We start from the raw sequence: 13,033 nt of genomic DNA, 5'->3' as shown, positions 1-13,033 counted from the left end.
TTTAACTTTGCAGGGTGGCGAAACAGAAAAACACGGAGAACAAAAAGCTCCATTCCAAATTAATGGGACAAAAGAAAAGCAAGAAACAAGAATCGAAGGAGTTGAACAAACAGCGTCTTCGGGAATTGAATCGGTTGGCAGGTTTAGTGCGAATGGGGAACAAAAACGAGTCTTAATTCGGAATTGTTTCCCCTTTTTATTCCCGTAACAACAGCGCTTTTATCACTATCAATAAACTGTTTAGTCATTGATTAATTGGGAAATGATTGAAAAATGGTGTTCAAATGCTTCTTTATTTTTTTGCTCAAACACATCTTTTGCATTTCCTTTGAACTTTTGAAATCCATAATTATCATCCATCTGAATTTCTGTTCGGTTCTCTTTTAAAAATACGATTATTCGAATTGGAAATTTAGTTGCTTCAAGATTAAAAATCCCACCCAGTAATGCTTTACTATTCGCATTAACATATGAAATGATTTCCTTATTTGTTCCTTCCAGTGTTTTTGCACTGATGGAATTTAAGTAAATTAAAACGTTCTGTTTTTTCTCTTTCGTGAGAGGAAAATTCAGAGAAAATACTTTTTGCACCTTACCTTGTTTTAATCTCGACACATCATTGATTATCAATTCTTTTAACCGCTTTGATTTCATGTAAAGCGTTAAAAATACTATCAGTAATATGATTGCGATCGGAGCGCCTATTAAATACCCGATTGTTATCATTCTTTTTAGCTTTTAGAGATTATCTGAATGTCCTTAAAACTTAAAGAAAAAATACGCTACTGCAGCCCATTCTTTTTTAATCCCTCTGGCATATCCCATGGTGCTGTGGCTCGAATTTTCAACGGTGCCGTTGTCTTTGATATACCCCAAAGTCGAATGACTGCTGTTCTCAACAGTTCCGTCTTTTTTCACATAACCCACGGTAGAATGACTTCTATTTTCGATCGTGCCATCACTTTTAATGTATCCGATCGTACTGTGGCTTTTATTCTCTATTGTACCATCACTTTTGATGTAACCCATCGTAGAATGGCTACTATTTTCAATAGTTCCGTCACTTTTAATATACCCAACGGTGCTATGGCTTCCCGATTCGATGGTTTGTGCTTTGGCGCATACTACACTTCCAAATACCATTATCACTGCAATTACTTTTTTCATATCACTTGTTATTAATGATTTAAATTATTCACGCTTCCTTTTCGTACAAAAATAAAGGATTAATGAAGTCTGGATTGAGAAAAAACACTGGAATATATATTAGAACCTTTTTGTTTTATATCTGCAGAAGGTGGGAATATATTTGTTTTTGACACAATGCAGTTATTGCAGCAATTTTATTCATGATTTAGAAGACCGCTTTGATTTCATTCGATTTCGCAAACCGATTCCATTTCTGTCCGCTTTTTTGTTTCTGCCTTCAATACTCGTTCTAAGGTCTGATTCCATGCAATGATTATTCCAGCCCGATGGTTCGTCTGTCGGAAATTGGACGTTTTAATGGATTTCATTTTTATTGCTGCTCTTGCAAGAGAAGAAAAGCTGATATTTGTATCAACTAAGAAACAAACGGAAATGAAAAAGAGCGCGATACTCCTGATCTTCGCTTTTTCCACTGTCATAACGCTTGCACAGAAGGATCAAGTCAAGGAAACAACCACAAAACCCTTTGTATTGGGTGTAATTGAAGAAATTCAATCAAAGGAACTTGCTGAAAAAAGAATCGTGAACATTTATCTGCCGGAAGGTTATAATCCAACTGATTCCATAAAGTATCCGGTCATTTACCTGCTCGATGGTTCGGCAGACGAAGACTTTATTCACATCGTGGGGCTTGTCCAGTTCTTCAGTTTCGAATGGATCAATCAGCTGCCGAAGTCCATTGTGGTGGGTATTGCAAATGTCGACAGGAGAAGGGATTTCACATTCCCGAGTGACGTCAAAGCAACCATACCAACTCCAACTGCCGGGCATTCCGATAAATTCATCTCCTTCATTGAGAAAGAATTACAACCATTCATTGAAAAGAAGTACCATACCAATACCAATAAAACCATTATCGGACAATCGTTGGGCGGATTGCTTGCAACGGAAATACTGATGAAGAAACCTGAACTTTTCAACAAATACATCATTATCAGTCCGAGTTTGTGGTGGGACAATGGCTCCTTGCTCGACCTAAACGCAACAGTCCTTGCAGAAAGTTTTACGCAGCAAACAGCTATTTATATCGCTGTTGGAAAAGAAGGATTGACACCAACCAAAATTCCAAGGGTAATGGAAGTGGATGCGAATTTATTGGCAGATAAACTGAAGCAAACAAAGAGCAAACAGGTGAAGGTATTTTTCGATTATTTACCGCTAGAAAATCACGCCACCATGATGCATCAAGCGGTTATGAACTCGTTTGAATTTTTGTACCCGTCAGAACAACATTAATCCACTTTATGACAGACATATCTTCCGCTGAAAAGCAAATCCACCAGGTTACGAATTTTCAGGATCTGGTTTCCACTCCATTTCAAGGAATGATGAATGCTATTTGCTGGAATCGTACACTGACAGGAGATTTTTCTGAGATTGTCGAAAAGATAGAACCGGATGGAAATATAACGGTTATTGAACCCGAAGACCTTCTGAATCTTCAGCTTACTGAACAAGGGCAACTTGCACGTGAAATCCTGTTGAATGACCTGAAGTTACTGGAAGCGCATGGCGCATCACCGATCCTGAACGTGATCAAGTCCTATGACAGAGATGATTCGTTTTTCCCAACCGATGTCTATTCCTTTCATGTGGACCGCTCCCCCATTCCAACCGATACCTATTTATGCACTTACTCTGGCGAACCGAGTGAAATAGTGCCTAATTCACAAGCTACACAGAAAGTCTTGATTCCTGAAATCCGGGATGAACTCAAAAAATTATATGCTGGACCGGATGACGGTTTTGAATCATTCTTAACTGAATACTTCTTTGATCTGCACTATCAAGCCGAACCGGATGCACGTCTGATAAACCTGGGGCTTGGCAACTTATGGCGTTTGGCAGTTGACCATCCTGAAAGTCAGGTCCCTCCTTGTGTTCACCGCGCACCAACCGAAAAACCCGGAGAAAAAAGATTGCTGCTGATCTGTTGAATAGCTGAGAATAAATCGTTGGTTTTAAAAAGGGACTGAGTTTTTTTGAAACCCTACCGCAATAAATTCACATGTCCAACCAGGACTTTGATAGTATTGTCCGATCCGACATATCGGATGGTCCAGTTGTAGATACCTTCCGCACAAGCTTTTGACTGATGGGTTCCATCCCACCCCTGCTCTACTGTATTAGTTCTGAATACTTCTTCTCCCCAACGGTCATAAATGAATAGTTCAAATTCATCCACGTTGCTGCAAACTGCCTTGAATTGGTCGTTCAGATTGTTTCCATCCGGAATGAAAGCATTCGGCACGTAAACTTGGGGATCATAAAAAATGGTCATCTTATCTGTCGCTTTACACCCATTGGAATCGATAAATGTCACTTCATAACTCATATTCCTATCCGGATGTGCAATCGGATCCTGACACACGTTACAATTGAGATATTCTGCAGGATACCAGGTAAAAATCCCGGTGGAATTTCCGGCATGGGCATTCAGCTGCACATCTTCCCCTAAAACTGCATGTTCATCTGTTACCTGAACGAATGGCTGAGGATAAACCTGTACATCAGTCCATGCTGTATCCGTACAACCGTTGGAATCGGTTCCCACTGCAAAGTACAGCGTATTTTGATCAGGATACACTATGACCTGATTTCCTGAAAGAGTTGCTACGGAAGGAAACCATTCATAGGAAACACCTCCGAAAGCATGCAGTATTACCATCTCTTTCGGACAGACAACCGTATCGGATCCCGCTTGAATATCAGCTATATTCACTTCCAGATAGACGCTGTCCCGCACCGTCCCGCATACATTTGAAAAATCACAGTAATAAGTCAGGTCGTTCAAAGGATTGAGTGTCACAGTTGCTCCGTTGAGAGGTGAAATTCCTGCTGCAGGTGACCAGACATAGGAATCTGCTCCGGAAACAGACAGACCAATGGATGAACCTCTGCATGTGCTCACTGAATCCGGCATGAAAGGAATTGGAAGATCGGTGACTACCTGAACCAGGACACTGTCCCGGATGACACATCCCTTAGAAGTAGTCGCTTCCATTTGATACCAGGTTGTTCCTCCGGGTGAAGCCAATGGATGACTAATTTGTGAATCATCAAGCGAGGCCGCCGGACTCCAGGTATACGTTTCAGCTCCGATGCCTGAAAGCGGAACCGTATTCCCTATACAAATCAAGGTGTCTCCCAAAGCATAAACCGTTTCATGACCAAGGACCGTAATGGTAATGTGTTCGATAGCCGCTCCACAGATCTCTAAACCATCGTCACTGATGGTGGTGATATAAACCGTCAATTCGGTCGTTTCCGTGACGCTGGCAATTGGATTCCCGCTGGTAGGATCATCAAATAGATTTGCAGGAGACCATTGATAGGTATCTCCTCCCCAAATGTGCAATTGAACAGAGTCGCCTGCACAAATGGTATCCTCTTCCGCATAAACCTGAAGAGCCGGACCGATATACATTCGTACCAGTGAGTCACAACCGTAAATACTTTGGAAAGTAAAATCATACACACCAACTATTGGTGGATAAACCTGCCCGTTGTAGGTAACCGGTTCGTCTGAACAAGGACTTACAAAAAACGAATCCCGGTAAATCGGATGTGCTTCCAATTCCAATACAATGGTTGAATCACAACCTCCTGTTGTCGTATACTCGAATTGATACGTCCCACTTTGAGTATATGGAGTGCCATTGAAATAATAGGGTTCATTTCCACAAATCGATGCGGAGATAGTTGTAAAGGAGGATCCACCTGAAATAGTTGCTGTTGCACTTCCTGTGCATCCATGTGCATCTGTCACGATCAAATCGTATGTACCTGCAGCCACATTCGTGTGTGTAGGAGAATTACCCAAACTTGGTTGCCAGTTATAACTATAAGAAGGAGCACCACCGGAGACATGTGCTGTCAGTGAACCACCCATTGTACAACTTGCATCCGTCACATCAATTGAAACTGTAGGTTGAGCAAGTGTTACCGTTACAGCATCCAGGAAATTCCCAATAGCGGGATCACCTCCGGCAGCAGAAACAGAATTAAAACGCAGCGAATAGTTGGTATTCGCATTATTTGGGAAGGTATAGCTGACCGAATGATAAACCCAAGCTGTATTTCCTGCAGAAAATGTACCTACTAATGTATAAGGTCCTCCTACCGGTCCGATGGAAAGACTCATCACATCTGTACCTGCCCTGCCGCGGTGCGCGAAGGAAATAGTAGCCGTACTTCCCGGAGCAGCAATAAAATCCTGGTAAAGGGTTGATAGCATTGTCCCGTTCAACTCTACAAATTGGTTTCCGGAATAAGAATTAACGCCATTGAACCCGGTCCCCCAAATTTCAATAATTGAATCAGTAGCCGTTGTTTTCCAGCAAGGAACATTGTTCTGAGTGAACAAACCCATCGTATTGGGAGTCAATAATTGGATCCCATCAAAACCAGAATTGCAAATGGCAGAACAAACTTGTGCAGAAACCGTAGAAACCGCACAGGAAAATAAGATTCCTAAAAGAAATCCCAATCCAGGCAGCGAGGTTTTTGTCGTTTTCATACTAACAGTTGTTCTACCAATAAAGATAGGACGTACTATTCGATTCTACGATCGGGCAGAATACCCGGTTTAAACCCTTGAATAGATAAAAGTTACCGTTAAAAAATTCAGCGGTTATTTTAAGAGATAAGTTCAGGAATTAATATCGACAAACAACTCCATCCATCTTGTGTTCACCGGGCACCAACCGAAAAACCCGGAGAGAAAAGATTGCTGCTGATCTGTTGAATAGCTGAGAATAAATCGGTGGTTTCAGCAAGCACTCTCACTCTCACTCTCATTCTCATTCTCATTCCACTAACGTTTTTGGTTATTTTATGCTAACATTCCGTTAATAACTCATCGCTAATTTCGCGTGGTGAAACACCTCTTTTTAGTAATTATTAGCTGGTTTCCTGTGCTGCAAGTTCAGGCAATAAGCAACTCTGATGCCGATTCGCTGCTAGCAAAAGCCGAAGCACTACAATATGCTCATCCCGGCAAATCACTTAGTTTGACCAAAATGGCCATCCATCATTATTCCGTAAGTGGAAATATAGAAGGAATGGCAAATAGTCATTTTTTACTCGGTCGATTGTTTTACATCAGCGGAGCGTTTTCTCAAAGCATTCGATATCAGCAGGAAGCACTAAAATGGTATAGTCGTTTGGGAAATAAAAAAGCAATAGCAGAAGTTCATTCTTCTTTGGGAACAACCTATTATTTTGCCCGTCAGCCTGGAAAAGCCATGCAGGAACAGCAAATAGCAATGGCTATTTACCAGAAATTGAACGATTCAAAAGGAATTGCGATTACACTCACACGCATTGGACATCTGCGCGAAAAAGAGAAAAAACCCGAACTAGCTCTTCAATTACACAATCGCGCACTAGTCTATTGCCGAAAAAGCAACGACTCACTCATTTTAGCTGAGATTTACGAGAATATCGGAAGTGTTTATGAAGATAAGGAAGTATATCCGAAAGCTTTGGAGTACTATCGCCTGGCTAATGCGCTAAATCACTCCCAAAAGGGAAACAAAGCACAGATTACCATCATCAATAATATTGGGGATTGTTACCGCAAAATGGGCGATTTCAAGCAAGCGATCCAATTTACACATCAAGCTTTGAACGAAGCGCGTAAATCCGACAACCAGTATGAAGAACGAAGTGCTTTGCGCGACTTGTCGAAATTGTATGATCAAGAAAAGGAGTTTCGCAAAGCAAAAATATACCTCGATTCAGCCTACCAAATCACAGAAATGCTTTATACCGACGAAGGTGCTCAACAAGTCGCTTTGTTAAGTACGTTTTATGAATTGGAACAAAAAGACCGCAAAATAGAACTACTCGACAAAAACAAACGCAACGCGAAACTTACTGCATGGATTTACCTCCAAACAGCATTGATCATCTGCATTTTACTATTCGTCATCATTTGGAGACAGCGTGTACGCCTGAAAAACGAACGCAAGAACCAAAAGGCACAGGAAGTAGTTCTGGAAACCAAACAGAAATTGATGCAGGTAGAATTGGACAATGCCTGGCTTCGTGAAAGCAAACTTTCGAGCGACTTACAAAATCAATACCTGCTCGAACGCGAACTACAACAGGAACTGCAACTGCGCAGTCAATCACTTTCCAGTCATACGCTTCAATTGATTGAAAAAAACGGATTGCTTGAAGCATTGCAACAAGCACTCCTCAAGGCTATCAAAGCAGAAGGTGCAGAGAAAAACAAGCAACTCCGTGAAGTATCCCGACAAATTGATTTCAGCTTTCACCGCGATCGTGACTGGTCGAATTTTGAACACTTTTTCGCTCAAGTTCATTCCAGTTTTTATGACAAACTGAAAATGCACCTTCCGGATATCTCTCGAACAGAACAACGCCTTTGTGCACTCATTAAACTCAAACTGGAATCAAAAGAAATCGCCATCATTTTAGGCATTACAGTAGATAGTTTACGCATTGCCCGTTATCGCCTGAAAAAACGCCTGAAGTTAGATGAAGCAGATAGCTTGGGTTCCTTCATTGAATTGCTCTAACAGTGCGACAACAGATTGATAACCTGCACTTAAGAAAATGATAATAGCCAAAAATTAAAAACTAAAACACTCATTTTCAAAAAGTTACAACACTATTTTGATTCATGTTTACGCCTTGTTTACGGTAGTAAAAACCATGTTGCTCTTTTGTAACTGTCCAATCAATCAGTAAGCCAATTGGATAAGCCAACCTTTGCAGAAAAAAAAACAACTTATGAAACACACACAATTTTATGCTGTTTTGATGATGTTGCTCTTTCCGGTTATCGGATTTTCCCAGCGGGTGCTAATCGTTGGAAAAGTAACCGATCAGGAAACAAGGCAACCATTATCCGGGACATTGATCTCTGTTTTGGAAACAGGCAACGGAGTCGCTGCCGAACTAGATGGGAGGTATCAGGTGACTGTATCACCGGGAACCTATCATCTGATTTTTTCATACACCGGCTTTCAAGCTGATACTATTTTACTGCAAAACTTGCAGGATGGCGCAACCATTGAGCAAAATATCCGCCTCAAAGTAATCAATGAACTCAATGAAGTGATTGTAGGTGGGAAAAGTACGGCGCTTAACCAACAAAAATCAGCAGATAATATCAAGAATGTAGTATCTGCTGAGCAAATTGGTCGTTTTCCGGATCCGAACGTGGCAGAAGCCCTGCAACGCGTGCCTGGAGTAAATATCGAACGTGACCAGGGAGAAGGACGTTATGTATTGGTACGTGGATTGGCACCGAAATTCACCAATGTGAGTATCAACGGGGAGCAAATTTCATCTCCGGAAGCCGGTGTGCGTTATGTTGCATTGGATGCAATCCCTGCAGATCAGCTAGCCTCTATGGAAATCAGCAAAAGTTTATTGCCCGATATGGACGGTGATGCCATTGGTGGATCGGTTAATTTGATTACCCGAAAAGCACTCGATAGTTTGTGGCGAATCAGTGCCTCCGTTGCGGGTGGTTACAATGCTTTGATGAACAAACCGAATATTCAGGGAAGTTTGCAACTGGGAAAACGCTTCGGAAAACGCGAACAATTCGGATTGATGCTCAACCTAACACATTACCACAACGACCTTGGGTCGGACAATTGGGAACGCGATTTGAACGGAACAAAGGAACCGGAAGATGATGTGCTGGAATTACGCGATTACCAACTTACACGTACGCGTTCATCAGCCAGTGCAACTCTCGATTACCGCTTCAATAGAAACAACGAAATCTATTTCAGAGGAATGTATAATCGTTTTACGGATCGCGAATGGCGCAGATTGTATGCTTTTGCCCCGGAAGACGGTGAGGTGGAACGCGAATTGAAAGATCGTTTTGAAGAACAAGTCATTTCTTCGTTCAATCTGGGAGGAAAACACCTATTCCCCAAAATGCGGGTCGATTACGAAGCTGCCTACTCCTATTCCTTTCAAAACACTCCTTATGATTATGCGGTGAATTTTGCTGCTGCTGTTCCTTCATCTGTGGACTTCAGAGGTACAGACTTTCCGGCTCTGAGTTCTACTACCTATCTCGATAATAGTTTGTATCAATTCGATCAGTTTGAAGCAGGAAACACTTTTGCCAAAGACCAAAACATCACCGGAAAAATCAATATCACGGTACCTTATTTCATTGGAACCAGTAAAGGAGAATTGAAATTCGGAGGAAAAGTGCGACTGAAGCAAAAATCGTTCGACATTGAACAAAATATCTACGAAGGAATGGGCAATGTTCCTACCTTGAATGCATTTGAAGGTGGTTTACTGGATGACAATTACTTTGGAGGTCGTTTTGAATTGGCAAGAGCTGTAAACATGCCCACTTTCGTTGATTATTTCAACAATAATCCAGCACAATTCGAATTACAAATCGAAGACAAAGCGATTGATGAAGCACTGGAATCTTACGAAGCAAAAGAAAATGTATATGCCGGTTACCTAATGACCCGTCAAACGATCAAGCGTCTCACTTTGATTGGTGGTGTGCGTTACGAATACTCCGCTGTTTCTTACAATTCATCGGATGTAGTGATTGCTCCGAATGGCGATTTACGCGCAATTCTTCCGGTAAAAGGCAGTACAAACTATGGTTATGTACTTCCACAATTGCAGGCACGTTACGCGGTGAATCGCACCACGAACTTGCGCGGAGCACTTACCTGGTCGTATGCTCGTCCGAACTTTGATGAAATTATTCCTTCACAAGAAGCGAATCTGGAAGACGGAGAAGTTTCTATCGGAAATGCAAACTTGTTGCCCGTTTCAGCAATCAACGCTGATCTGATGTACGAAAAATACTTCGGTGATGTCGGAATTGTTTCAGCAGGTGTTTTCTTCAAGCAATTGGACGGATTTATCTACAATCGTACCGATTTTAATCAGCCCTATCTAAATGATCCTTCTGTTTTGGTAGATATCACACAAGCGCAAAATGGAAATACAGCAAACCTGTTCGGGGTGGAACTTGCTTTCCAAAAATCACTCGATTTCTTACCTAAAAAACTGAAAGGTTTCAGCGTTTATGGGAATTACACCTTTACAACGTCTCAGGCTTCGATTCAAAACAGAAGTGAGGATGCAGCAGCTGGAAGTTTTGAAAACATCAACCTTCCGGGTCAAACAACTCATTTGGGAAATGCAGCTTTGATGTACGAACGAAAAGGATTCTTTGTCCGCGCGGCATTAAACTTCAACGGTTCATACCTGAGCGAAGTCGGTTCTACGGCAGATTACGATTTGTATGTACAAAAACGCATGCAGTTTGATTGCTCTCTTGGCTACACCATCAAAAAGAAATACCGTGTATTCGCAGAGTTCATGAACCTTACCAACCAACCGTTTGAATCCTACATGGGTACTAAAGAAACAATCGTTCAGCGCGAATTTTACGGATTCTGGATGCGTGCCGGACTCAAATTTGACCTTCGATAAGAGGATCAGCCCCGACTGATCGATAACTAATCCGCCAGAACGGGTTGGAAATAAATCAAATACAAAGAACTATGAAACAAAAATTGATAATTCCATTTAAAATCTCTTTCATAGCATTAGCTGTAGCATTGATTGCAGCTTGCTCCAAACAGAAATTTGAACACACAGCAGTGAGAGATGCCGCTGATTTCCCAAAACAATTAGTCGTAGATGAAGAAGATGCGGGTGATCTCGAAGATACCGATAAAGCATCCTTCGAAATTAAATTGACAGACGGCATTGACCCGGAAGGCATCGAACTTTCCGGAAAGCCTCAAGTATTGGGAAGTGCAGTAACAGTTCAATTCGAACTCAAAGATGCCGAAGGATTTGCCAATTGGAGTGATTACATTCTGGGTGGAACAGCCTTCTACGAAGTTGATGATTGCACCACTTCAGAAGATCTGGGCGTTGATCTACAGTTTACTTTTGACCCAACTACAGGGAAAGGCTCTGTGCTTTTTCCAGCTGAAGTAAATAGCATTGAACTAGAATTGGAACTCGATCCAACGATGATGGACGATGCGATTGAAAATACCAATGATCGCGGATTTACCTTTGCGCTTATAGGCATTGGCACCACAACAGAGAACCTGGTGATCAATACAGATCTTGAAACCACTTTTCGTTTGTACGACGATGAAAAAGTATTCGGTGGCTGGGAAGCTGATCACACGAATGCTTCCGAATTGAGTAACATCCTCGACTTGTTCACGATGGCCAACAGCGATTTAAACGGTTTAACGACCGCTGAAATTGACAAAATTGAGGTCGAATTTGCCTTCGATGAATTCAAGTTACTGATTACCTTGGTAGAAACAGAAACCATTGACGACTGTGGAACTCCCGAAGTGGTCCAATTGGAAATTGAACTGGAAGGTGAATGGGAAGAATTAACCGACGACGCAATGAGCGGAACGGCGCACTTTATTGTGGAGCGTGAAGAAGACAACGGTTTTATCACCGAAGTGGAATACGAAGGTTCATTTGAACGAATCGGAAACACGCTTACATTGACACTTACAGGAAGCGATGGCAACTCAGAAACAAATGAATTAACGTTAACACTTACAAGATGATCTTTAACAGAACAAAGAAACACCTCCTTTTTACAACTACTTCACTACTAACTTCCCTATTGGCGGCTTGTTCATCATCTGGCGAGGATAAAAAAACAGAGACGGCTAAAATGGTCTTTCCGGTTCATGATACCATTCCATTGAAACCGCTTGTTGTAACCGATACAAGCATTCACGACACAGATGATCCTGCCATTTGGGTCAATCCAAACGATCCTTCCAAATCATTGATTCTGGGAACAGACAAAAATGAAGACGGAGCCGTTTATGTCTATGATTTGAATGGGAAAATTGATCAAAAACGCACCGTTCGCGGCTTAAAACGTCCCAACAACATCGACGTGGAATACGGCTTGAAATTGGGCGGGAAGAAAATCGATATCGCGGTCGTTTCCGAGCGATTGACTCACAACGTGCGTGTATTCTCATTACCCGACATGCAGCCCATCGACAATGGCGGTTTTCCGGCATTTGAAGGTGAAACCGGAGAAGAATTCCGCGATTTGATGGGAATTTCGTGCTACAAAAACAAAAAAGGACAAATTTACGTGATCGTGGGGCGCAAAAACGGACCAACGACCGGCTCCTACCTTTGGCAATACTTACTGGAAGAGAAAAATGGGAAATTGAGTTTTACCTTGGTTCGCAAATTCGGAAAGTATTCGGGTAAAAATGAAATCGAATCCATTGCCGTTGACGATCAATTAGGCTATGTCTATTATTCCGATGAAACGGTAGGTGTTCGCAAATACTACGCCGATCCTTCAAAAGGAAACAAGGAACTGGCTTTGTTTGCAACAACCGGTTTCAAGGAAGATCACGAGGGCATTTCGATCTACAACCTGAACGATAAAGAAGGCTACATTTTGGTTTCAGATCAGCAAAACAACACCTTTCATATCTTCCCGCGTGAAGGCGCATCAGGTAAACCACACTATCACCCGCTTTTGAAAACCGTTCGCGTTTCTACCAATGAAAGTGACGGATCCGAAGTGTGTGCACTTCCCTTTGGAAAACAGTTTCCAAAAGGATTATTTGTGGCCATGTCTGATAACAAAACCTTTCAGTTTTATTCCTGGGAAGCCATTGCAGGCAAAGAACTTCGAATGATCCCCTAAGTAAGTTATTGGTTTTCTTGCTTTTTCTTCATGAGACCATGACCATTGCGGTTGTGGTCTTGTTGGTTTAGGAAAACCCTCTGAAGATTATTGCATTTCAGCTTTTTTGTGTGGTAT

10 protein-coding genes are annotated in these 13,033 nt (G+C 41.8%); 7 read left to right on the top strand and 3 right to left on the bottom strand.

The window, feature by feature from the left end; genetic code table 11:
• Positions 1 to 14 precede the first annotated feature (14 nt).
• A complete protein-coding gene (locus AAG807_RS04240) occupies positions 15 to 176 on the top strand; it encodes a hypothetical protein (RefSeq protein ID WP_341901097.1) in 162 nt (53 codons plus the stop codon).
• A 64-nt stretch (positions 177 to 240) separates the two neighbouring features.
• On the opposite strand, the gene AAG807_RS04235 is transcribed toward AAG807_RS04240, so the two are convergent.
• Together AAG807_RS04235 and AAG807_RS04230 are read right to left on the bottom strand one after the other, a co-directional pair.
• Positions 241 to 591, bottom strand: coding sequence for a hypothetical protein (locus AAG807_RS04235; protein ID WP_341901095.1), 351 nt, complete (start codon positions 589 to 591; stop codon positions 241 to 243).
• 168 nt (positions 592 to 759) lie between these two features.
• Complete coding sequence (locus AAG807_RS04230) at positions 760 to 1,143, bottom strand: 5-fold beta-flower protein (RefSeq protein WP_341901094.1); 384 nt, start codon at positions 1,141 to 1,143, stop codon at positions 760 to 762.
• A 438-nt stretch (positions 1,144 to 1,581) separates the two neighbouring features.
• Between AAG807_RS04230 and AAG807_RS04225 the strand changes: the two genes are divergently transcribed.
• Both AAG807_RS04225 and AAG807_RS04220 read left to right on the top strand, forming a co-directional pair.
• Entirely contained in the window at positions 1,582 to 2,445 is an 864-nt protein-coding gene (locus AAG807_RS04225) for an alpha/beta hydrolase-fold protein (protein WP_341901093.1), read from the top strand.
• Between the two features lie 8 nt (positions 2,446 to 2,453).
• Positions 2,454 to 3,146, top strand: a complete 693-nt coding sequence (locus AAG807_RS04220) for a hypothetical protein (protein ID WP_341901092.1) — start codon at positions 2,454 to 2,456, stop codon at positions 3,144 to 3,146.
• A gap of 53 nt (positions 3,147 to 3,199) precedes the next feature.
• Here the strand turns inward: AAG807_RS04220 and AAG807_RS04215 are convergent, their stop codons facing one another.
• The gene (locus tag AAG807_RS04215; RefSeq protein WP_341901091.1) at positions 3,200 to 5,728 is read right to left on the bottom strand and encodes a gliding motility-associated C-terminal domain-containing protein; all 2,529 of its coding nucleotides are present in this window, start codon (positions 5,726 to 5,728) and stop codon (positions 3,200 to 3,202) included.
• Positions 5,729 to 6,086: 358 nt separating this feature from the next.
• Between AAG807_RS04215 and AAG807_RS04210 the strand changes: the two genes are divergently transcribed.
• The 4 genes from AAG807_RS04210 (at position 6,087) to AAG807_RS04195 (ending at position 12,916) form a co-directional block, all read left to right on the top strand.
• A complete protein-coding gene (locus AAG807_RS04210) occupies positions 6,087 to 7,757 on the top strand; it encodes a tetratricopeptide repeat protein (protein WP_341901089.1) in 1,671 nt (556 codons plus the stop codon).
• Between the two features lie 214 nt (positions 7,758 to 7,971).
• On the top strand, positions 7,972 to 10,680 hold the full coding sequence (locus tag AAG807_RS04205) for a TonB-dependent receptor (protein ID WP_341901085.1): 2,709 nt from the start codon (positions 7,972 to 7,974) through the stop codon (positions 10,678 to 10,680).
• Positions 10,681 to 10,751: 71 nt separating this feature from the next.
• Positions 10,752 to 11,798 (top strand): hypothetical protein, encoded by a 1,047-nt coding sequence (locus AAG807_RS04200; RefSeq protein WP_341901083.1) that lies wholly within the window; start codon positions 10,752 to 10,754, stop codon positions 11,796 to 11,798.
• The gene (locus AAG807_RS04195; RefSeq protein ID WP_341901081.1) at positions 11,795 to 12,916 is read left to right on the top strand and encodes a phytase; all 1,122 of its coding nucleotides are present in this window, start codon (positions 11,795 to 11,797) and stop codon (positions 12,914 to 12,916) included. The genes AAG807_RS04200 and AAG807_RS04195 overlap by 4 nt, the downstream gene beginning before the upstream one ends.
• Positions 12,917 to 13,033: the final 117 nt, after the last annotated feature.

It is taken from the genome of Fluviicola taffensis DSM 16823 (assembly GCF_943372375.1).
GTDB lineage: Bacteria > Bacteroidota > Bacteroidia > Flavobacteriales_D > Crocinitomicaceae > Fluviicola > Fluviicola taffensis_A.
The sequence above is the reverse complement of the archived record's forward strand: the minus strand, read 5'-3'. Positions and strand labels throughout refer to the sequence as shown.